The 21,854-nt window shown below is 66.1% G+C and carries 18 protein-coding genes and 1 tRNA gene; 9 read left to right on the top strand and 10 right to left on the bottom strand.

The features are described from left to right. Positions 1-125: 125 nt before the first annotated feature. A complete protein-coding gene (locus N3C64_RS02460) occupies positions 126-392 on the top strand; it encodes a spike base protein, RCAP_Rcc01079 family (protein WP_218629441.1) in 267 nt (88 codons plus the stop codon). Then, entirely contained in the window at positions 392-1,615 is a 1,224-nt protein-coding gene (locus tag N3C64_RS02455) for a phage head spike fiber domain-containing protein (RefSeq protein WP_260011484.1), read from the top strand. Before N3C64_RS02460 ends, N3C64_RS02455 begins: the two co-directional genes overlap by 1 nt. On the opposite strand, the gene N3C64_RS02450 is transcribed toward N3C64_RS02455, so the two are convergent. From N3C64_RS02450 to N3C64_RS02415, 8 genes are all read right to left on the bottom strand, one after another. Continuing rightward, positions 1,597-2,769 (bottom strand): glycosyltransferase, encoded by a 1,173-nt coding sequence (locus N3C64_RS02450; RefSeq protein ID WP_260011481.1) that lies wholly within the window; start codon positions 2,767-2,769, stop codon positions 1,597-1,599. The genes N3C64_RS02455 and N3C64_RS02450 overlap by 19 nt on opposite strands. Then, positions 2,747-3,865, bottom strand: coding sequence for a hypothetical protein (locus N3C64_RS02445; RefSeq protein ID WP_260011478.1), 1,119 nt, complete (start codon positions 3,863-3,865; stop codon positions 2,747-2,749). The genes N3C64_RS02450 and N3C64_RS02445 overlap by 23 nt, the downstream gene beginning before the upstream one ends. Further along, positions 3,862-4,749, bottom strand: coding sequence for a sulfotransferase (locus tag N3C64_RS02440; protein WP_260011474.1), 888 nt, complete (start codon positions 4,747-4,749; stop codon positions 3,862-3,864). The genes N3C64_RS02445 and N3C64_RS02440 overlap by 4 nt, the downstream gene beginning before the upstream one ends. After that, positions 4,746-6,026 carry a lipopolysaccharide biosynthesis protein gene (locus N3C64_RS02435; RefSeq protein ID WP_260011471.1) on the bottom strand — a complete coding sequence of 427 codons (1,281 nt, stop codon included), beginning with the start codon at positions 6,024-6,026 and terminating at the stop codon, positions 4,746-4,748. Before N3C64_RS02435 ends, N3C64_RS02440 begins: the two co-directional genes overlap by 4 nt. Continuing rightward, complete coding sequence (locus N3C64_RS02430; RefSeq protein WP_260011469.1) at positions 6,023-6,811, bottom strand: WecB/TagA/CpsF family glycosyltransferase; 789 nt, start codon at positions 6,809-6,811, stop codon at positions 6,023-6,025. The genes N3C64_RS02435 and N3C64_RS02430 overlap by 4 nt, the downstream gene beginning before the upstream one ends. An 89-nt stretch (positions 6,812-6,900) precedes the next feature. After that, positions 6,901-9,942, bottom strand: a complete 3,042-nt coding sequence (locus tag N3C64_RS02425; RefSeq protein ID WP_311201858.1) for an efflux RND transporter permease subunit — start codon at positions 9,940-9,942, stop codon at positions 6,901-6,903. Continuing rightward, entirely contained in the window at positions 9,942-10,985 is a 1,044-nt protein-coding gene (locus tag N3C64_RS02420) for an efflux RND transporter periplasmic adaptor subunit (protein WP_260011463.1), read from the bottom strand. The genes N3C64_RS02425 and N3C64_RS02420 overlap by 1 nt, the downstream gene beginning before the upstream one ends. Then, a complete protein-coding gene (locus N3C64_RS02415) occupies positions 10,982-12,013 on the bottom strand; it encodes an efflux RND transporter periplasmic adaptor subunit (RefSeq protein ID WP_260011460.1) in 1,032 nt (343 codons plus the stop codon). The genes N3C64_RS02420 and N3C64_RS02415 overlap by 4 nt, the downstream gene beginning before the upstream one ends. Positions 12,014-12,463: 450 nt before the next feature. Between N3C64_RS02415 and katG the strand changes: the two genes are divergently transcribed. The 4 genes from katG to N3C64_RS02395 all read left to right on the top strand — a co-directional run bounded on the left by katG (position 12,464) and on the right by N3C64_RS02395 (position 16,564). Then, a complete protein-coding gene (gene katG, locus N3C64_RS02410; RefSeq protein ID WP_260011458.1) occupies positions 12,464-14,689 on the top strand; it encodes a catalase/peroxidase HPI in 2,226 nt (741 codons plus the stop codon). A gap of 157 nt (positions 14,690-14,846) precedes the next feature. After that, positions 14,847-15,305, top strand: coding sequence for a GNAT family N-acetyltransferase (locus N3C64_RS02405; protein WP_260011456.1), 459 nt, complete (start codon positions 14,847-14,849; stop codon positions 15,303-15,305). Positions 15,306-15,357: 52 nt separating this feature from the next. Further along, a tRNA-Arg gene (locus tag N3C64_RS02400) sits at positions 15,358-15,434 on the top strand. Positions 15,435-15,562: 128 nt separating this feature from the next. Continuing rightward, the gene (locus N3C64_RS02395; protein WP_260011454.1) at positions 15,563-16,564 is read left to right on the top strand and encodes a type I glyceraldehyde-3-phosphate dehydrogenase; all 1,002 of its coding nucleotides are present in this window, start codon (positions 15,563-15,565) and stop codon (positions 16,562-16,564) included. A gap of 121 nt (positions 16,565-16,685) precedes the next feature. Here N3C64_RS02395 and N3C64_RS02390 read toward each other — a convergent pair whose 3' ends face one another. Next, positions 16,686-17,459, bottom strand: a complete 774-nt coding sequence (locus N3C64_RS02390; protein ID WP_260011452.1) for a Bax inhibitor-1/YccA family protein — start codon at positions 17,457-17,459, stop codon at positions 16,686-16,688. 105 nt (positions 17,460-17,564) lie between these two features. Further along, positions 17,565-18,524 (bottom strand): NADPH:quinone oxidoreductase family protein, encoded by a 960-nt coding sequence (locus N3C64_RS02385; RefSeq protein WP_260011451.1) that lies wholly within the window; start codon positions 18,522-18,524, stop codon positions 17,565-17,567. A 355-nt stretch (positions 18,525-18,879) separates the two neighbouring features. On the opposite strand from N3C64_RS02385, the gene N3C64_RS02380 reads away from it, so the two are divergent. The 3 genes from N3C64_RS02380 (at position 18,880) to N3C64_RS02370 (ending at position 21,561) form a co-directional block, all read left to right on the top strand. Beyond that, positions 18,880-19,242, top strand: a complete 363-nt coding sequence (locus tag N3C64_RS02380; protein WP_218629369.1) for a helix-turn-helix domain-containing protein — start codon at positions 18,880-18,882, stop codon at positions 19,240-19,242. A gap of 85 nt (positions 19,243-19,327) precedes the next feature. Then, the gene (gene hisN / locus N3C64_RS02375) at positions 19,328-20,149 is read left to right on the top strand and encodes a histidinol-phosphatase (protein ID WP_260011449.1); all 822 of its coding nucleotides are present in this window, start codon (positions 19,328-19,330) and stop codon (positions 20,147-20,149) included. A 74-nt stretch (positions 20,150-20,223) separates the two neighbouring features. Next, positions 20,224-21,561, top strand: a complete 1,338-nt coding sequence (locus N3C64_RS02370) for an 8-oxoguanine deaminase (RefSeq protein ID WP_260011439.1) — start codon at positions 20,224-20,226, stop codon at positions 21,559-21,561. Positions 21,562-21,854 lie beyond the last annotated feature (293 nt).

Raw genomic sequence — 21,854 nt, 5'->3', positions numbered from 1 at the left:
AAATGACAGGGTTTTTTGTGCCGCGCGTGGCAGCGAACGCTCCGTTCAGGGAAAATGCAGCGGTTTTCCCAATGATTTGTCGCGCAAGGCCTATGGCCAATGGATCAAATATCGAGGAACCGACAATGCGTAACCCCTTCGAGAATCGCGCCCCGGCGCTGCATGGCCCCGCGCTGGACATGGTGCCGGTGAGCCCCGCCGATGGCGCCGATCTGACCGATGTCGCCTCGGCGCTTTACGTCGAGACCGGTGGCGCGGTCAGTTTCGTGACGCTGGCGGGCGCGGTGCGCACCGTCTCAGTCGCTGACAAGTCGATCCTGCCGGTTGCGGTCCGGCGGGTGCGGGCCACGGGCACCACGGCCAGCGGCATCTTCGCGATGGTGCATGTCTGATGCTGTTTCCCGGTCTTTCCCTTCCGGCCCGGGCGGTGGCGCGGTGCCGCGCCACCGTGCCGGCATGGCTGGTGCCCTACCTGTCAGGCGCGGGGGCGGTGCCGTCCCTTGTGCTCGATTATGCGGCGGGGCTTTACGCGGTGGGCGGTCAGCAGGTTGCGCAGCCCGTCACCGGGGCGCGGCTTGGCCCGCGCGCCGTCGATGGTCTGGGGCAGGGCGTGATCGTCGATCCGGCGCGCAGCAACCTTGTGACGCAGTCGGTCGCGACCGCTGCGGGCTGGTCAATCATCGGCAGCACGCAGCGCGCCCAGTTGTCGGAGAATGCCCACGGCCTGTTTCCGGGCCTTGAGGTCGTCTCGGAGGGCCAGAACTGGCATCGGGCCCAACCGCCGAGCGGCAATTTCGCGGCCAACGTGCCTTATGCCGTGTCAGTCTGGTATCGGGCCGGATCGTCCGGGCGGATGCGGTGCATTCTTTACAGCGGGGCGACCAATCCGGTGACCTCGGTCGCACTGGCCGGCACGGCGGGGGCGGTGACGCTGAATACCTCTTCGGGCGCAACAATCTCGAATGTCGAGAATCTTGCGTTGGGCGGAGGGTATCACCTGCTGCGTTTCGTGATGGTGCTGGCCAGCGCGGTCAGCGCCACTGCCTTCGGGGTCGGGCCGGACAGCACGGTTTCGGGCCAAAGCGTCATCGTTCACGCGATGCAGGTCGAGCAAGCCGTCGCGCTAAGCGGATACATCGGCACCTCGGGCAGCGTCGTCGCCCGTGCGGCCGATACGGCGGGGCTCGCGGGGGGCGGCTGGCTTTCGGCCCCCGAGGAGGGGACGCTGCTTCTCCGCGCGCGCCTGCGCTGCGCGGGCGAGGTGCCTCTGGCGCGCCTGTCCGGGGCGGGGGATGCGCTGGATCTCTACCGAACGGCGGGTGGAAAGCTGCGCGCGCGGTTCGGCGGCGCGCCGGGGTTGTTGCTCGACAGCGCGGCCAGCGTCCCAAGCCACAGCGACGTTGCGGTCGCGCTTGGCTGGTCGGGCAGCGGCATGTCGCTGTGCCTGTCGGGCGGTGTCGTGGCGACGGCAGGCGGGGCAGTGTCATCCGCGCTCAACCGGCTTGATTTCGCGGTGCCCGGCGTGGGGGCTGGCGCTGGCCCCGCGTTGATCCGGGCCGTCCGGTTCTACCCCAAGCGCCTGAGCGACGCTGAGCTTCAGGGCCTGACCGCCTGATCGGACGTGCCGTGTCGCCGTTCCAGCGCCTCGGTATAGCAGCGCTCAAGCAGCGCAAGGTTGGTCTCGTCTGAATAGGCAAGCGCATATCGCCGTTGCGCGGCCGCCGATAACCGGCCCGGATCGGCCCCATAGACCTCGCGGACCTTGTCCGCGAGGTCTTGTGCATCTCCGGGCGTGAAGAGGGCGCCGAACTCCGGGGAGACAATCTCGGCGGCAGCCCCGATCCGCGCAGCGACGACGGGCAAGCCTGCGGCCATCGCCTCGACAAGGGTCATGGGGAAGCCCTCATACCAGATCGAGGGGAACACCAGCAGCCGCGCCCGTGCCATGCGTTGCAGGACCGCTTCGCGCGGGAGGGCGCCGGTAAAGGTGACATTGCCCGGTGCTGCGCGGCGCAGGGCCACCTCAAGCGGGCCGCTGCCGACGACGGTCAGCGGGATCTCGGGTAGGGATCTCCACGCCGCGATCAGGCTCTCGACGCCTTTTTCCGGTGCGAGCCGCCCAACGAACAGCGCGCCCTCGCGGTGGCCGGGCGCGGGAATGTCCGCGCGCGCCAAGAAGTTCGGCTTCACGAACAGACGGTCAGCCGGCAGTCCGGCCTTGGCGAAAACCTCCCGGCTGAACCGGGTGAGGACGATGAAGCGGTCGATCTGTTCTCGCCAGTCACCCCGCGTGGCTGATTGCATCGCCAGAACTGCGGCGGCACCCGGCAGCGAGCCGCGATAGCAGCGACGCATCAGGGCGACGGCGCGGCTACTCTCCAGGCAATCCGTGCACAGCTTGCCATCCCTTAGAAACATCGCGTTGGCGCACAGCAGGCGGTAGTTGTGCAACGTCTGCACCACCGCAGCCCCGGCCTGCCGCGCGGCACCATGTACCGCAGGCGACAGGAGCGGGAAGAAATTGTGGACATGTACGATCTGCGCCTGCGTTTCGCGCACAAGATCCGCCACCTGCCTTGCCGTGTGGCGGTTATGGGCCACGCGCGCCAGCGCCCCGAAGCGCGCGCCAACCCCCTCGATCTGCTGGTTCGAGACCTGATGCAGATGGACCTCGTGTCCGGCGCGGCGCAGCAATGCGTTTTCAGCCTCGACCACCGCATCCTCGCCGCCGCGCTGACGATAGGCGTTATGCAGGACGAGGATCTTCATCGGGCACCCGCAGCAGGGCAATCGCGATCACCCAGTAGTAGAAGTATGTCAGCACATTGTCGGTCAGGAAAATCGGCGCGGTATAGGTGGCGATTCCGCGAGCCACGGGCGTCGCGCGGGCCATGCGCTGAAACGCCCAGAAGGCACCCGCAAGGCCCAACAGCCCGAAATCGCTGTAAAGCCGCAGGATGTCGTTATGCAGCAGCGGGAAATGCTTTTGCGACAGGTCGGTGCTCTCGGCCAGAAACCGTGTCGAAAACCCCGGCCCGTGACCGACGAGGCTGCTGAACAGCCCTGACTGCGCCCCAAGCCAATCCTGAAACAGCAAACTCGCGAAATAGCGCCCCGAGGAGACCTCATCGGGCGTAAGCCGCAGGTCGAACAGTGAAAGCGCGAGGGCGGAGAGTTGCTCATAGATCAGTGCCGAGTTCAGGCCACACAGAAAGACCGCCGCTATCAGGGCCCCGCGTAACACCGCGCCCAAGCGCACGAAACGCCCGGATTGCAGCACTTCCAGCACAATCACGATTGCCAGCGCCAGCAGGGCGATGCGCTTGAACATCAGTACACTCAGCAGGAGGCTGAGCAGGAAGACCGGCCGCCTCCCGGTCGCATAGGCGTGGATGGCGACAAGCGGCAGGGCCAGCCCGAGCGAGCTTTCCCCCGCCGTCTGCGCCGAGCGCAGCAGATCAAACCCGGCAAACAGGCCCGCCGTGCTGCGCAGCGCCGAGATTAGCGCAACGCATCCCCCGGCAATCAACAGCGCAATCGGAAACCGCTGCGGGGTTTCGAAATGGAGTGCCAGCACCAAGAGCGAGGCGGCAACGAACAGGGCCTCATGCACACCCGCGCTGCCATTGGGTAAGGACAATGGCAGCCAGAGCGCCAGAAAGCACAGGCCGATGAACGCCGTGCCCCGGTGTAGCTCGGTGCGCCCGCTTGCCAGGCTTTCGGCGATGAAAAGCAGCGGGAAAGCATAGATCAGATCGCGCGCGTCGGCGCTTTCGGGCAGGCAGAAATAGACCGCAAGGCCGGCTGCGAACAGATAGAGACTGCGCAGCGGCGGGGGCGCGGGGATGGCGCAGGCGGCGGTCATGATACGCGCTCTCTGTCCAGCCGTATCAACGGATAGCCATAGCGCCAAAGCAGCGGCGCGGTGAGCAACGTGACCAGCAGCCACCGCACACCGCGAAACTCGGTCAACCATCTGCGGTCAGGCGCAAGGCGTCGTGGCGCCGTATCGAAGCGAAGCGGATTACCCGAGACGGAATGGACAAGCGCCGCGCCTTCGGGCCGCGCAAGATCGGCCAGAAACGCGCGGCCCTCCGCCAAATCCTCGTAGCGCAGCAGCTGGTAGCCCGGCGTCCCGGCGAAAAGCCGGGCGGTTGCGAAATTGATGAAAAGCCAATCGAGGGCGGCCCGCAGCGCACCGATCCGGGGCATGTATTCCTCGGCCCAATGCACCTCGGGGCGGCGCTTTGGCTGCCCCCAGGAATGGGCGACGGCGCGGCTGTCGCGCACGAGGTGCAGGATCGTCGCCTCGGGGGCCAGTTCGCGGATCAGGTCAATATGGGCGGGGTCTTTCGAACTGTCGATGATCACATCCTGCCCCGAGACGGCGGCGATCGCTTCATGGACCCGGCGCAGGATGGCCAGGTATTCGGCACGGTCTTCGGTGTAGCGCGCCGAGGGCAGCCCGATCAGCCGCCGGAGCATCAGGATGCGGTGGCGCTCGACCCGGCGACGCAGGGCCTCGATCCGCTCGGGGTCCAGCCCGTCAGGGAAGGCGCGCGCGATGACCTCGGCCCAGAACGGGCATTCGGGTGTGGGGCGGCCGCAGCCGCACAGCTCGCCGCGCATCAGCCCGCGCGACCAGAGGTATTTCAGCTCACCAACGGCAATGCCGCCCCGCGTTGCGATCATCCGCTCCAGAATGGTGCTGCCCGAGCGTCCGGTGCCCGCGATGCAGATGATCCTCATGATGCTGCCTCGGGTCTTGGGGCGGCGAGTGCGGTTCCGATCATCGCGCCAAGCGCCCCGGCGATCTGCCCGAGAACAGCCGCGACGGCGCCGAGCGGAGAAAGCAGCACAAGCGTTACGCCAATCGAGCACACCGTTCCGAAGGCCGTCGCGCGGGTGATGACCTGCGGGCGGCCGAGCGCGAGGGTCCAGCTTGTCAGCGGCAGGCGCAGCAGAACGATCAGGTTGAGCAGGCAATAAAGCAGCAACTCGGCCGAGCCGCGCGGCACATCGATCTGCATCCATCGCGCGGACAAAACCGGCCAGAGCGCCAGCAACGCCGCCATGGCGAGGGCAAACAGGCCGACGGTACCAAGGCTCAGGCGCAGCAACGCGCGCCGCAGGCCGTGGACGCCAAGCCTGGCATGGCTGCGCGCGGCGATTGAGGGCGCGATCTGGGACAGCGCGTTGAAGGGCAGCGCCAGCAGGTTCGTCACCTGCTGCAGCGCCCGCAGAAGGCCAAGCGCGCCATCGCCCAGGATAAATCCGGCGATCAGCAGCGGGGCGTTGCCCTGCACGGTCTCAAGCAGCGTCGTCGGCAGCTGCCAGCGCGCGAGATCCCAGAGCTTCGGGCCAAGGCTGCGCGCGAACCGGGGGCGCAGCGTGGCGCGGCCGAACAGCGCAAGACCAAAGGCCACACTCGCGCTACTGCCTAGGCACAGCGCCCAAAGCGCCTCGATCTCGGTCATTTCACTGGCGGAGAGGATCAGGACCGCGATCGCTCCGATCTGCGTGGCGTGGCGCAGCACATCCTGAGCGCTGGCCGCACGGGCGCGCTCGAACACCAGCAGGTGGCGGCGCAGGAAATCGGCGAGCGTGCCGAGCAGGTTGGCCAGCGCCAGCGGAAGCGCGACCTGCGCCGCCCAGGCATAACCATCGGCCTGCGCCAACAGCGCGAACCCTGCGAACAGTGTCAACGACCCGACGGCGCCAAGGCAAAGCGCCAGCGCCCGCGCCAACCCGCGAAAGGCGGTAAGCGAGGTGTTGCGCAATCTTGGCCCGATCAGCGCCAGCGGCGTCAAAAGCACCGCACCCAGCAGGTTGCGCAAGATCATCAGCGCGATGAAACACAGCGAATAGCGCCCGAACCCCTCCAGCCCCATCGCGCGCACCAGCAGGACCGAGGCCGCGAAGTTCCCGCCGCTGGCGACGACCTGCCCGATCAGTGTCCAGCGCGCCTCGCGCGTTTGGCGCAAAAGACCCGCCCATGGCGCGGGGCTGTGCAGCGCGGCCATCATGCCTTGGCCCCCGCGTTGCGCAGGATCAGCCAGACAAAGCGGGGCGCAAGGATCAGGTAGCGCCGCCACAACCGGCGCGGCTCTGAGATCAGCCGGTGCAGCCATTCAAGCCCCGCGCGCTGCATCCAGCGCGGGGCGCGGCGCACGGTGCCTGCGTGGAAATCGAAGGCCGCGCCGACGCCGATCAGGGTGGCGGGCAGGGCCGCGACATGCTCGGCCATCCAGATGTCCTGCTTGGGCGAGGACAGGCCGACCCAGACGATATCGGCGCTGCTTTCGCGGATCAGGCGAATGACCTCGGCGTCTTCCTCAGCGGTCAGGGGGCGGAAGGGCGGGCAATAGGTGCCGACGATGCGCGCACCGGGGGCGCGGGCGCGAAACACCTCGGCCACGCGCTCGGCCACGCCGGGCTTGCCGCCGTAGAGGAAGTGCCGCAACCCGTCCTGCGGCGCCTCGCTCAGCATCTTTTCCATCAGGTCAGGGCCGCAGCTGCGCGTGACGGGCAGGCCGCGGCTGCGCCCGATCCACACCAGAGGCATCCCGTCGGGCAGGTTCATCGCCGCACCTCGCGCGATCCGGGTCAGCGCCGGATCGTCGCGCATCGCCATCAGCGAGGGCACCTCGCGCACGCCGATATAGCGCCCTTGGCGGTCATTGGCCCAGAAGCGCAGGCTTTGCGCCGTCGCCTCAAGCGTCGTGACCGAGATCGGAATGCCTAGCACGTCGTAGCTCGGTGCCGGTTCGGCGGGCGCAGGGGCGGTCGGGGCAGGGCGAGAATCCATCATTCGGGGCCGCGCAGGAGTTCATCTTGCGCAACCTTAGGATGAATTATGGCGCCTCCGCAATCGCCATGGTTAATTGAATGCGGAGGGCGTCAGTGCTCCGCCTCGGGCTTCACCTTGAACACCGCGCAATACAGCGCGGGCGCAAAGAGCAGCGTGATCAGCGTTCCGGCGATGATGCCGCCCATCATGGCAAAGGCCATCGGCGCCCAGAACACCTCGCGCGAGATCGGGATCAGCGCAAGGCTTGCCGCCGCCGCCGTCAGCAGGATCGGCCGCGCGCGGCTGTCCGAGGCCTCGAACACCGCCTCCCAATGGGATCTGCCCTTGGCCAGAAGCTCGGTCACCTCGTTGATCAGGATGATCGAGTTGCGGATCAGAATGCCGACCAGCGCCAGCACCCCGAGGATCGCAACGAAGCCAAGCGGCGCGCCTGCGGGCAGAAGGGCCGCGACAACACCCACCAGCCCCAGAGGGGCGACCGCCAGAACGATGAACATCAGCCGGAAGCTTTGCATCTGGATCATCACCAGCGTCAGCATGATCAGCACCATCAGAGGCACGACCTCGGTGATGGGGCCCTGGCTTTCCGAACTCGTCTCGATCACACCGCCCTTTTCGATGTGGTAGCCGGCGGGCAGGCGGGCGGCGATCTCGGCGATCTGCGGGTCAAGCTGTTTGACGATGGTCGCGGGTTGATCATCGCCGTTGACGGCGGCCTTGACGGTGATCGTGGGCACGCGGTCGCGCTGGTGGATGACCGGGGGCTCCATGTCCCACTCAAGGCGCGCGAAGCTGAACAGCGGGATCGGAATGCCCGTCGGGCTGGGGATCTGCAAGGATTGCAGCGAGTTGATCGAACTGCGATCCGCCGCGCCACCGCGGGCGATGACGTCGATCAGCGTATTGCCGCTGCGCAACTCGGTGACGGCGATGCCGCTGAACAGGGTTTGCAGGGCCTGCGCCACATCCTTTTGCGTCAGGCCCAACTGGCGCAGTCGCTCCTGATCGAGGATTACGCGGGCGACGCGCGCAGGCTCCCCCTGATCGAGTGCAATATTCGACAGGCGCGGGTCGGTGGCCATCAGCCGGGCAATCCCGCGCGCCTCGCTCAGCAGCAGGTCGCGATCCGGGCCAGAGATGCGGAATTGCACAGGCTTGCCCACGGGCGGGCCAAGTTCCAGCGTCTTGACGAAAAGATCGACCCCCGGGATCTGCGTGGCGTGTTTGTTCAGCGCGTCGCGCAGGGCGTTTCGTTCGTCCAACCCCTTCGACATGATGACGATCTGCCCCATGAAGGGCGCGGGCGTGGGCGCATCGAGCGACAGCAGGAAGCGCGGCGCCGAGCGCCCGACATAGGTCGTCCAATAGGCGGCCTCGTCGCGGGTCGCCAGCCAGTCCTCGATCCCGGCCATGGCGCGGTCGGTCTGCTCGATGGTGCTGTTCTGGCGCAGGTTGATATCGACCAGAAGCTCGGGGCGGTCGGAGGCGGGGAAGAACTGCTGCTCGACAAAGCGCATCCCGAAAAGCGACAGGCCGAAAAGCGCGACGGTGACGCCGATGGTCAGCCATTTGTGGTGCATCGAGGCCCGCAGCGCCACGCGAAACCCGCGCCGCAGACGGCCTGCGCGATGCGCGTGATGCGAGAGTTTCGCGGGCAGGAAGGTCACCCCCAGAAGCGGCGCGAACAGGACCGCCACGATCCACGACAGCAAAAGCGAGATCGCCAGCACGTAGAAGAGTGACAGCGTGTATTCGCCCGCCTGGCTCGAGTTCAGCCCGATCGGAATGAACCCTGCCACCGTCACCAGCGTGCCCGACAGCATCGGGAATGCGATGGAGGACCACGCATAGGAGGCGGCCTTGCCAAGGCTCTCGCCCAGTTCCAGCCGGGAAATCATGGTTTCGATCGCGATCATCGCATCGTCCACCAGCAACCCAAGCGCGATGATCAGCGCCCCGAGCGAGATGCGTTGCAGCGTTACGCCCATCATGTCGAGAATGACGAAGGTCATCGCCAGCACCAGCGGGATCGACATCGACACCACCAGCCCCGCACGCCACCCGAGCGAGACGAAGCTGACGAAAAGCACGATGGCCACCGCCTCGGCCAATGCCTTGAGGAAATGGTTCACCGATTCCTCGACGACCTTGGGCTGATCGGCGACCTTGTTCAGCGTGATCCCGACAGGCAGTTCCTGCTGGATACGCTCCATCAGCGCGTCAAGATCGGCGCCGAATTCCAGAATATTCGCGCTTTGGCGCATGCCGATGATCAGGCCGATGGCATCTTGCCCGTTGTAGCGAAAGATCGAGCTGCGCGGGTCTTCGTAGCCATCGCTGACGGTGGCCACATCGCCAAGCGTAAAGAAGGCGTCGTTGACCCGCAGCGGCGTCGCCGAAAGCTCGGCTGCCGAGGCGAAACGCCCCGACAGGCGCACGGCGATCATCTCATCTGCGGTGCGGATGATCCCCGAGGGCACGATCGCGTTTTGCGCCGCCAGCGTGTTCAGCACGACGGTTTTATCGAGACCAAGCGCCGCCAGCCTGCGGGCCGAGAACTCGACATGCACCACCGGGTCGCGGGTGCCAATCAGTTCGACCTTGCCGGTGTCGCGCAGCGTCAGCACCGCCGAGCGGATATCCTCGACCCGGTCTTTCAGTTCGCGCGGGGTGAACCCGTCCGAGGTGATCGCAAAGATCGTGCCATAGACATCGCCGAAGCCGTCGTTGAACGAGAACCCGGCGAACTCCGCGGGAAACTCTCCGCGGATGTCGTTCATCATGTTGCGCACCTTGAGCCAGGTCTGGGTGACCTCCTCGCCGCGCACCTGGGGTTGCAGTTCCAGATAGACGATGGCCTGTCCGGGGAAGGTCTCGGAACGCGTGAACTTCAGCCGCGGCAATTCCTGGAGCTTCTTCTCGATCCGGTCGGTGACCTGCTCGCGCGTTTCCTCGGCGGTGGCGCCGGGCAGGGCGGCGGCGATGGTCATGATCTTGATGGTGAACGAGGGGTCTTCCTCGCGGCCCAGATTCATATAGGCCAACGTTCCCGCGACAAGCGAGACGATGATCATGAACCACACCATCGAGCGGTGGCGCAGCGCCCAGTCCGAAAGGTTGAAGCCGCCCATCATTGCTCGCGCTCTCCCAGAATCTCGCCTTCGCTGACCGAGTGGATGCCCCGGATCAGGATCTCGTCGCCCTCGCTCAGCCCTTCGCGCACGGCGATGCGGCCGCCGACCCGTGGGCCGGGCAGGATGGTAACCTGTTTCGCGATACGGTCTGGGCCAATGCGCCAGACCGAAACCACGCCCTCGGCTTCCAGCAGCGCCTCGACCGGCAGGGTCAGGATCGGAGTGTCGGGCTGGTCGAGGCGGGCATCGACCATCGTGCCCAAACGCGGCGGCTCGACGTCGGGCGAGAGGGTGATGTGCAGACGCCGATTACGAATGCTTTTGTCGGCGACCGGTTCGATCAGCCGCAGGGAGCCACCGAGCGGCGCCGCGCCAAGCGTGCGCGGCTCGATTACGAAGCGTGCGGCGGGGGGCAGAAGGCTGATCACCTCCTCGGGCACGTCGATCACCGCCTCGCGACCCTGATCGGTGGCCAGCATCAGAACTGGCGTTCCGGCCGAAACCTCGGCGCCGGGTTCGGCAAGGATCGCGGTGATCACGCCGCTGGCGGGTGCGCGCAGCGCGCCGAAGCGTTCGGCATCAAGCGCGCGGGTCAGGTTGGCGCGTGCCGCGCGCAGCCTGCCCTCGGCGCTTTCGGCCTGCGCGGTCGCGGCCTCAAGCGCTGCCTGCGAGGCCACGTTGCGTGCTTGCAGCTCACGCGCGCGGGTCAGCGATTGCTGCGCGAAATCCAGTTGCGCCTGCGCCGAGGCCAGCGCCGCGCGCGCCGTGCTGACATCCTCGTCCAGGGTGATCTGGTCGAGCGTCGCGAGCACATCGCCGGTCACGACGCGATCGCCGAGCCGGACCGGGCGGGTGGCGATCCGGCCCGAAGTCTGGAAGGCCAGCGTGGCTTCAACCTCGGCGGCGATCTGGCCGGGGTAGCTGCGCAGGGCCACGGTTTCACGCGTCAGGATCTCGGACACGACCGGGCGCGGCTGATCGGCCAGTGCGGAGGTGCACAGCAGCGCGGCAAGCATCAGGGGCAGCAGGGGGCGGATCATGGTTTGCCTCCGGCGCTGGTCACAACGCGCCCCGGGTACAGCAGCTGCGCGCCCGAGGTCACGACCTCGGCGCCCGCCGCCAACCCCTCTGACAGCTCGACCGAGCGATCGGTGAAATGGTCGATCTTGACCGGCACAAGCGCGACCTGCCGCGTCGCCGGATCGACGACCCAGACCGCCGGCCCGCCTTCGGCGCGCATCAGCGCGCCCGCTGGAACGCCGATGGTTGCGGGCATGGCGAAGGAGACCTCGCTTGCCACCGCGGCCCCGAGGCTGGCGCCACCGGCGGGAGTGTCGAACCGGGCCTTGACCATGATGGTCCCCGATTGCCCGAAGATCATCGGCGAGATCTCAGAGATCGTCGCCGCAAGCCTGCGGTCGCTGCCGTCAAGGATGCGTAGCTCGATCTGTTGACCCAGCAGATCGTCGATCTCGGCAAAGTCGGGGGCGTGGAACACGGCCTCTCCGGCGCCGTCGCTGGCGATCGTCAGCACGGTCTGCGTGGCGCCCACGATCTGCGCGGGTTCGGCGGTGCGCGAGATCACGATGCCCGCCGCAGGCGAGCGGATGACGGTGTCGCGGCTTGCCTGACGTGCCTTGTTCAACTGTGCCTCGGCCTGATCGCGGCCCGATTGCGCCGCCAGCAGCGTTTGCGTGGCGGAGTCGAGCGCGGCCTGCGTCGCGGCCCCGCGCTCGGTCAGGGCGGCGATGCGTTCCTGCGCCTGCCGGGCCTGAAGCAATACCGCCTCGGCAGCGGCGAACTGCGCCTCGGCTGCGGCCTCGGCGGCCTTGGCCTGCGTGTCATCCAGCCGCGCCAGGATCTGACCTTGCAGCACCTGATCGCCCATGTCGGCGACGATCTCGGTGATCCGGCCACCGCTGCGGAAGCCCATCGGCACGGCCTCGGCCGCCTCGACAGAGCCCGACAGTTCAACCGTCATCGCGGTGATGCGCTCTTGTGCGATCACGGTCTGGACGGAGAGGGGCACGTCAGCCCCCGCCGGGGAGACGGGGATGAGCACGGCCATCAGGAAAAATGATCGAACAAAACGCATATCGGCACCATGTCGCCCAGCAGGCTGCGCCACAATGTTCCGAAATCGAGGCGGGAAACAACAGCATCCCCGGATTCCGTGGCGTTACCCCAGGCTGAGCCGGGAAAGGGTGGCATTTCACCTCCGAGTTGTAACTGCGGCAAATGAGCTTTTCGCGCAAATCGTTAATATCAGGCTATCTTATTGAAGTGATCAATATTTACGATTTTTTCCTATGGCGCGGAGTTGCTAAACGATATGAAACTGAGAGGAGAACGAACCCATGCCAAGCCCCCTGTGCAGGCCGCGCCCGCTTGATGGCGATTACAGCCTTGGGTGCGGGCATATCTGAATTCAACGGTGATGCGCGTGGCTCGAGGGAAGACCTTCGGGCCGCGCGCAGCGCCCAATCCATCCACCAAGAATTGCTCTGGGAGAAAGATAATGGACGGTAATGATGTCGCGAAATCGGGCAAGTGCCCGGTTCTTCACGGGGTGAACCCGAACGTGACCTTCAAGGCACGCTCGATCCGGGACTGGTGGCCGAACCAGCTGAGCCTCAAGGTGCTGCACCAGAACTCGGCCCTGTCGAACCCGATGGGCCCCGATTTCGATTATGCCGAGGCGTTCGGCAAGCTCGACCTGAACGCGGTCAAGCAAGACCTCTACGCGCTGATGACCGACAGCCAGGAATGGTGGCCGGCCGACTGGGGGCACTATGGCCCGCTCTTCATCCGCATGGCTTGGCACAGCGCCGGCACCTACCGCACCGCCGACGGGCGTGGCGGCGGCCGCACCGGCACGCAGCGTTTCGCGCCGCTCAACTCCTGGCCCGATAACGTCAACCTCGACAAGGCGCGCCGCCTGCTGTGGCCGATCAAGCAGAAATACGGCAACAGCCTGTCGTGGTCGGACCTGCTGATTCTGGCGGGCAATGCCGCGCTGGAATCGATGGGCATGAAGACCTTCGGTTTCGGCGGCGGTCGCCCCGATGTGTGGGAGCCCGAGGAGGACATCTACTGGGGCGCCGAGAGCGAATGGCTCGCCCCGTCGGACAATCCCGACAGCCGTTACTCGGGTGAGCGCGATCTGGAAAACCCGCTGGCCGCCGTGCAAATGGGCCTGATCTACGTGAACCCCGAAGGCCCGGACGGTAACCCCGACCCGGTGGCCTCGGGCCGCGACGTGCGCGAGACCTTCGGCCGCATGGCAATGAACGATGAGGAAACCGTGGCGCTGGTCGCTGGCGGCCACACCTTTGGCAAGTGCCACGGCGCGGGCGACGCGGGTCTTGTCGGCCCCGATCCCGAAGCGGCGGGCATCGCCGAGATGGGCCTGGGGTGGAAGAACGCGCTCGGCTCGGGCGTCGGTATCGACACGATCTCGAGCGGCATCGAGGGCGCTTGGAAGCCTAACCCGACGACCTGGGATATGGGCTACCTCAAGGTGCTGTTCAAATACGACTGGGAACTGGTGAAGAGCCCGGCAGGCGCGCATCAGTGGCTGGCGAAAGATGTGGAAGACGAGGACATGATCGTGGATGCCCACGACCCCTCGAAGAAGCATCGCCCGATCATGACCACGGCCGACCTGTCGCTGCGTTTCGATCCGATCTATGGGCCGATCTCGCGCCGCTTCCTCGAAAACCCCGAGGAGTTCGCCGACGCTTTCGCCCGTGCATGGTTCAAGCTGACCCACCGCGATATGGGGCCGAAGGCGCTCTATCTCGGCCCCGAGGTCCCGACCGAAGATCTGATCTGGCAAGATCCGATCCCGGCAGTGGATCACGCGCTGATCGACGCCGAGGACATCGCCGCGCTCAAGGGGCAGATCCTGGCCTCGGGGCTCAGCATTGCCGAACTCGTCTCGACCGCCTGGGCCTCGGCCTCGACCTTCCGCGGTTCGGACATGCGCGGTGGCGCGAACGGTGCGCGCATCCGTCTGGCCCCGCAAAAGGACTGGGAAGCGAACCAGCCCGAACAACTGGCCAAGGTGCTAGCGGTCTATGAGGACATCAAGGCGGGCTTCGACGCCACCGCCTCGGGCGGCAAGCAGGTCTCGCGGGCTGATCTGATCGTGCTGGGTGGCGGCGCCGCGATCGAGGCTGCGGCCAAGGCTGCCGGCCACGCGGTCGCGGTGCCCTTCACCCCGGGCCGCACGGACGCGACCGAAGAGCAGACCGATGCTGAGTCCTTCGCCGTGCTCGAGCCGCAGGCCGATGGCTTCCGCAACTACCAGAAGAAATCCTACTCGGTTTCCGCCGAAGAGATGCTGGTGGATCGCGCGCAGCTGCTGACCCTGACCGCGCCCGAGATGACCGTTCTGGTCGGCGGGATGCGCGCCCTTGGCGCCAATCACGGCGGCTCCGCGCATGGTGTGTTCACCGCGCGCCCCGGCCAGTTGACGAACGACTTCTTCGTCAACGTGCTCGACATGGGTACGGTCTGGACGCCGGTGTCCGAGGCCGAGGATCTCTTCGAAGGCCGCGACCGCGCCACCGGTTCGGTCAAATGGACCGCGACGCGCGTCGATCTGGTGTTCGGCTCGAACTCGCAATTGCGCGCCCTGTCCGAGGTCTATGGCCAGAATGACGGTCAGGCCAAGTTCGTGGCGGATTTCGTCGCCGCCTGGACCAAGGTGATGAACGCCGATCGCTTCGATATCGCCTGAGCGCGGCTCTGAAAAACGACTGCGGCGCCCCGGTTTTCGCCGGGGCGCCGTTGCCATTTTCTCCGCCCGGTCACATCTTTGCGCGGCCCTGTCCAAGTGCCTTGGGCGCGGGTAATACTGCTGCCGGACAGACCGGCACGGCCGCAAGGAGCAGACCATGATCACGATCACTCTCGAACATCCCGTGCAGGAGGATCTGGCCCTGCTGCATGCGCGCCACCACGCGGCCATGCATGCCGACACCCCGCCCGAGTCGATCCACATGCTACCCCCCGATGCGCTGGCTGCCCCCGGCATCACCTTCTTCGTGATGCGCGAAGAGGGGCGCGCCGTGGGAATGGGGGCCTTCAAGCGCATCGATCCGAGCCATGCCGAGATCAAATCCATGCATGTGCTGATGGAGTTGCGCGGACGCGGGCTGGCGCGCATGATGCTGGCGCATCTGATCACCGAGGCGCAGGCTGCGGGTTATTCGCGCCTCAGCCTCGAGACCGGTGCGCAGCCCTCGTTCGAGGCCGCGCGGGCGCTCTACCTGACCGCCGGATTTGTCGAATGCGGCCCCTTCGAGGGTTACGGCCCCGACCCGAATTCGGTCTTCATGACACTTGCCGTCTGAGGTCGTGCGGGGCTTGCACGCGCGCGTCCAATGCCGCAAAAGGGATGCCAGCGGCCCCTTAGCTCAGCTGGATAGAGCATCCGCCTTCTAAGCGGACGGCCGAGGGTTCGAATCCTTCAGGGGCCGCCAGACAACTTCCCGAGCTTGAGTATTGGGGCTGACATGGCTACCGCGATTGTATCCATGTCAATCGTGGGCTTTCGGCCCCGCGCGCGGCGTCCTAAACAAGAGACAGGGAGGCGCTGCGGGAGTCGGTCATGCGCATATTCATCAACGGGTTCGGTCGGATCGGGCGCTCGGTTCTGCGCGCGCTGATGCTGGAGCGTGCGCGCGGCGGCGTGCGCTGGCCGGGGCTGGAGGTCGTGGGCATCAACGATATCGCCGCGCCCGAGATGTGCGCCTACCTGTTCGAATACGACAGTGTATTCGGGCCTTGGCGCGGCTCGGTCGCGCAAGCGCCGGGTGCGCTGGTGATCGACGGGCAGCGCATCGCGCTGCACCGGGTTGACGATCTGGGGCAGCTCGATCTCTCGGGCGTGGATCTGGTGTTGGAATGCACCGGGCGCGCGGATCGGGCGGGAGTGGCCGGGCAGGGGTTGGCTGCCGGGGCGGGACGCGTGCTGATCTCGGGGCCGTCGCAGGCGGCTGAGTTCACCGTAGTGCTTGGCGCCAACGATGAAGGGCTTGATGCGCAGCGCATCGTGTCGAACGCAAGCTGCACAACGAATGCGCTGGCGCCGCTGATCCGGCTGCTCGATGACCGCTGGGGGGTGGTGACCGGGTCGATGACGACGATCCACTGTTATACCGGCTCGCAGCCGACGGTCGATGCGCCTGCCGCGGATTTCGCGCGCTCGCGCGCGGCGGCACTGTCGATGGTACCCACGACGACCTCGGCGGGGCGGTTGCTGGATGGTGTGCTTCCCCAACTCGCTGGGCGTATCATCGCCCAGGCGGTGCGGGTGCCGACCGCGAGCGTCTCGGCGGTGGATCTGGCGGTGATGACCCGCGTGCCGGTGACGGCGGAGCAGGTCAACGTAATCTTCCGCGCCGAGGCTGCTGGCGATGGGGTGATCGGTGCCACCGATCAGGCGCTGGTCTCCACCGATCTGCGCGCGCGCCGCGAAAGCGTGATCATGGCCTGCCCCGAGACCCGCGTGACCGAGGGCGGGATGCTGCGCGTCTTCGGCTGGTATGACAATGAATGGGGCTTCTCGAACCGGATGCTCGATGTGGCCTGCCTTATGGCCGGGGAGTGAGGCGCGGGGGGCCGGGGCGATGCCCCGGCCCCCCGCGCCCCCGGGCGCCCCGCAAGCGGGGCGCAACGAAAAAGCCCCGCGCGATGCGCGGGGCTTTTCCTTGTCAGGTCGCTCTGTCTGGTTACTCGCGATTGCCGAGGAACTGGAGCAGGAACATGAACAGGTTGATGAAGTCGAGATAGAGCTGCAGCGCACCCAAGATCGCGGCCTTGCCCAGGAAGTCGCTGTTCGACTCCGCCATCTGGAGATAGGTGTTCTTGATGTTCTGCGTGTCATAGGCGGTGAGGCCCGAGAACAGCAGCACACCAATCACCGAGATCGCGAATTGCAGCGCCGACGAGGCGAGGAAGATGTTCACGATCGAGGCAACGATCAGGCCCACCAGACCCATCATCAGGAACGAGCCGAAGGCCGACAGGTTACGCTTGGTCGTGTAGCCGTAAAGCGACAGGCTCGCGAAGGCGATGGCGGTCACGAGGAAGGTCTGCGCAATCGACATGCCGGTGAAGACGACGAAGATCGACGACAGCGACGCGCCCATCAGCGCGGCATAGCCCCAGAACACCAGTTGCGCCGTCGAGGTCTGCATCTTGTGCAGCGTCGCCGAGAAGGCGAAGACCACGATCAGCGGCGCGAACATCAGCACCCATTTGAGCGGCGTGGTGTAAAGCGTGACCCCGAACGAGGTCAGGTATTTCGACGCGCCAATCTGCATCGCGGCGGCCGAGGGATCGGTCGTCATCGCCATGCTGGCCAGTATCCAGGCCACCGCGCCGGTGATCAGCATACCCACCGACATCAGGCCATAGACCTTGTTCATATGGGCGCGCAGACCCTCGTCGATCAGTTGAGCGCGCGTTCCGGCGCCAGCGCGCATGGTTTGGAACTCAGCCATTCATACCTCCGTGCATGTCCCTTTGCAGCGCCCTGGCGCCGCTTTCCGTTCGAATATTGGGGCGCCGCGCTTGGCTTTCAAGAACTTGCACCCCGAAAATCGGTCTCACTCCATCGTGACCACGACCTTGCCGGTCGAACGCCGCGAGCGCAACATCTCCAGCGCCTCGGCGGTGCGCTCCAGCGGCATCCGGGCCGAGATATGGGGGCGCAATCCGCCCTCGGCAAACCAGCCAAAAAGCGTGCGCATCGAGTCAGTCAGCACGGCGGGGTCGGTCTTGAGATAGCCGCCCCAGTAAAGCCCGTGGATTTCGAGGTTCTTGACCAACGCATGGTTGAGCCGCAGCTTCGGTTGGCTGCCGCCGGCAAAGCCGATCACCAGATAGCGCCCGCAGGGCTTGAGCGCGCCAAACGCGGCCTCACCGGCCTCGCCACCAATCGCGTCATAGACCACATCCGCCCCGCCTGCGGCCTTCAGCGCGGCCTTGAGGTCGGGCGTCTCGCTGTCGATCAGCACATCGGCGCCCGCCTTGCGCGCAACCTCCAGCTTGTCGGCGCCGCGCGCGCAGGCGATCACGCGCGCACCCATCCGCTTGCCGATCTCGACCGCCGTCAGCCCAACGCCGCCAGCGGCACCCAGAACCACCAGCGTTTCACCCGCAGCCAGTCGGCCGCGCGGTCCAAGCGCCACATGCGAGGTGCCATAGGCGATCTGGAAGGCCGCCGCCTCGTCAAAGCCCATCGCGTCGGGAAGGGGGGTGCAGCGCGCCTCGGCGAAGTTGCCCGCCTCGGCCAGCCCGCCCTGACCCGAAAAGACCGCAACCCGCGTGCCGACCGGGGTCGAGGTGCCCGGCCCGGCAGCGACGACCGTGCCCGCGAGTTCCATGCCCATGACAAAGGGCGCCTCGGGCGTGTCTTGATACTTGCCCTCGGTCATCAGCAGATCGGCGAAGTTCAGCCCGCAGGCGGCAATGCGCACCTGCACCTCGCCGGGTCCGGGCGCGGGCAGCGGCAGATCGACGAGGGCGGGAGTGCTCCCAATGGTGGTAAGCTGATAGGCGCGCATCGGGGCTCCTGTAGGGTCGGTGGTCCGTTCGGCGGCGACATTAGCGGCTCGTCCGGCCACGGACCAGCCCGATGGAGAGCGGAAAGCTCAAATCAACCATAACGCTAATTTTTCGCCCGGAAGGTGTATCTGATTCGCGAAATTTGGTGCAGAATGCGACACACGCAGGGCGCGAGTGTCCTTTTGGACAGTCTCGCTCTGGTCGCGGAGGGGAGTTTTTCCGCTTTTTGCCGATTTGCGCGCGGGTCGGTCGCCGCGCGACCTGTCTTTTTGGATAGGTTGGTGCATTTCGAACAAAAATTCCCGTCATGCGCGTGTTAGCTTGACCGCAGTTGGTGGTTTGAGGACGATTTTTATGAAACATCCCGTAGATGTCCACGTGGGGAAGCGCATCCGTCATCGTCGCTGGATGATCGGCATGACGCAGCAACAATTGGCCGACAAGGTCGGCATCAAGTTTCAGCAGATCCAGAAATATGAAACCGGCATGAACCGGGTTTCGGCCTCGCGTCTTTGGGATATCGCCGATGCGGTCGACGTCCCGATTTCTTTCTTCTTCGAAGGTCTGGCGGGCGACTCCGCTCCGGCGCGCGAAGTCTCGGGCGACATTCTCGCCGACAAGGAGGCGCTGGCGCTCGTGCGGTCCTATTACGCGATCCCCGAGGCGCAGCGGCGTCGGCTGTTCGAGCTGGCCAAGGTGCTTTCGGACGCGGCCTGAACATTACGAGTATCGACGGGTGCTTGACCCGTATGAAGGGGGCGGTTACCGCTCCCTTTATTCATTTCCGAACCCGGAGGATGCGATGAGCCAGGTCCTGAGCGCGGCTGAAAAGGCCGAAGTGATCGAAATTGCGCAGGAATTGGCGGATGTTGCGCGGATTGAGACGCTGCGCCACTTCCGCGCCGATGGCGGTCTGGATGCCGAAAACAAGGAGGTCGCGCGCTTCGATCCGGTGACCGTGGCCGACCGTGCCGCCGAGGCGGCGATGCGCGAGATCCTCGTGCGGCGGCGTCCGCAGGACGGCATCTATGGCGAGGAATTCGGGATCGAGCGGGGGCGTTCGGGGCTGACCTGGGTGCTCGATCCGATCGACGGGACGCGCGGCTATATGTCGGGAACGCCGACCTGGGGGGTGCTGATTGGGCTTGCCGAAGAGGGCGAGGGTGCGCCCAAGGCTCCGCTGCTGGGGGTGATTGACCAGCCCTATATCGGCGAGCGGTTCATCGGCGGTCTGGGGCTGGCGCAAAGCATTGGCCCGATGGGCGAGCGCGCGTTGAAGGCGCGGGCGACGCGCGCGCTTTCGCAGGCGACGCTGTTCTCGACCTTTCCCGAGGTTGGCACGCCCGAGGAGGGCGCGGCCTTTGCGCAGCTTTCGCGGCAGGTTCGGCTGACACGCTATGGCACCGATTGTTATGCCTATGCGCTGATTGCCGCAGGTCAGATCGATTTGGTGGTCGAAGCCGGTTTGCAACCCTACGATGTGCAGGCGCCGATCGCGGTGATCGAGGCCGCCGGTGGGATCGTCACCAATTGGCAGGGCGGGCCTGCTTGGGCGGGCGGTCAGGTGCTGGCGGCCGCGAATGCCGAGTTGCACGCTGCGGCCATGGCGGTGTTGAACGGCTGAGCGGGGCAGGGGGCGCTGCCCCCTCGGCCTTGCGGCCTCACCCCCGAGGTATTTCGACAAGGAGAAGGGCTGTGATGCGCGAGGTTCTGATCCGGGGTGCCGAGGTCGTGGTGACCATGGATGGCGCGCGACGGGAGTTGGCCGGGGCGGATGTGCTGATCCGCGACGGCGTGATCGCGGCAGTGGGCGTGGGGCTGGTGAGCACGGGTGAGGTGGTGCTGGCGCGTGGCTGCGTCGTGACGCCGGGGTTGGTGAATACCCATCACCATCTTTACCAGACGCTGACGCGGGCGGTGCCGGGCGGGCAGGATGCGCTGCTCTTTGGCTGGCTCAAGACGCTTTACCCGATCTGGGCGAAGATGGGGCCCGAGGAGATCCGGGTCTCGGCCCTGATCGGTCTGGCGGAACTGGCGCTGAGCGGCTGCTCGCTGAGTTCGGACCACCTCTATCTTTACCCGAACGGCGCGCGGCTGGAGGATACGATCCATGCGGCGGGCGAGATCGGGCTACGCTTTCACCCCACGCGCGGCGCGATGAGCATTGGCGAGAGCGCGGGGGGATTGCCGCCCGACAGTCTGGTCGAGCGCGAGGCCGATATTCTGAACGACTGCATCCGAGTGATCGACGGCTTCCATGATGCCTCAGAGGGCTCGATGTGTCGGGTGGGGGTGGCGCCATGCTCGCCCTTTTCCGTATCGCGCGGCTTGATGAAGGATGCGGCCGATCTGGCGCGCGACAAGGGCGTGATGTTGCACACCCATCTGGCCGAGAATGACGAGGATATCGCCTATTCGCTGGCGCAGTTCGGCTGTCGGCCGGGGCAATATGCCGAGGATCTGGGCTGGACCGGGGACGATGTCTGGCACGCGCATTGCGTCAAGCTGGATGGCGCCGAGATCGACCTGTTTGCGCGCAGCCGCACGGGCGTCGCGCATTGCCCCTGCTCGAACTGTCGACTTGGGTCGGGGATCGCGCCGGTGCGCGCGATGCGGGATGTGGGCGTGAAGGTGGCGCTTGGGGTGGACGGGGCGGCCTCGAACGACGCAGGGAACCTGATTGCCGAGGCGCGGCAGGCGATGCTGTTGCAGCGCGTGCAGAACGGCGCCGATGCGATGAGCGCGCGCGAGGCGCTGGAGATTGCGACCCTTGGCGGGGCGCAGGTGCTGGGGCGGCCCGATTGCGGCAGTCTTGAGGTCGGCAAGCGCGCCGATGTCGCGATCTGGGATGTGTCTGGGCTGGAAGCTGCCGGGGCCTGGGATCCGGTTGCGGCGCTTTTGCTGGCCGGGCCGCCGCGCGTGCGACACCTGTTTGTCGAGGGGCGGCAGGTGGTGCGCGACGGGCAGATCACCACCCTCGACCTGCCGCGCGTGATCGAGACGCAGAACCGTTTGGCGCGCCGTCTGGCGGGTTAACGCAGCTTCTTGCCGTTCACCCAGACGCTGGAGATGGCGCGGTCGTCGCCCATCATGATCATCTTTCAGCGGTAATTTGGCATTAAAATAAAGAAAATAAGGGGTTCTGTTCGAACCCCTGAGGGACGTGGTAGCACCGTGGTAGCACGTTCAAAATAGGCACTCCTGGCTCTAAATCTCCAGCCACTTGAAAGGCGTCGAACGGGCTTGGAAGGCTCTCTCGAAACATTTCGTCGATCTTCGTTGACGAGGCCTCCACCACCTATGGTATGTTATGAAGGCGGGTCGACTGT

It is taken from the genome of Sedimentimonas flavescens, assembly GCF_025154035.1.
Classification (GTDB): domain Bacteria; phylum Pseudomonadota; class Alphaproteobacteria; order Rhodobacterales; family Rhodobacteraceae; genus Rhodobacter; species Rhodobacter flavescens.
Note: the sequence above shows the minus strand (reverse complement) of the source record. Positions and strands in the feature narration are given on the sequence as shown.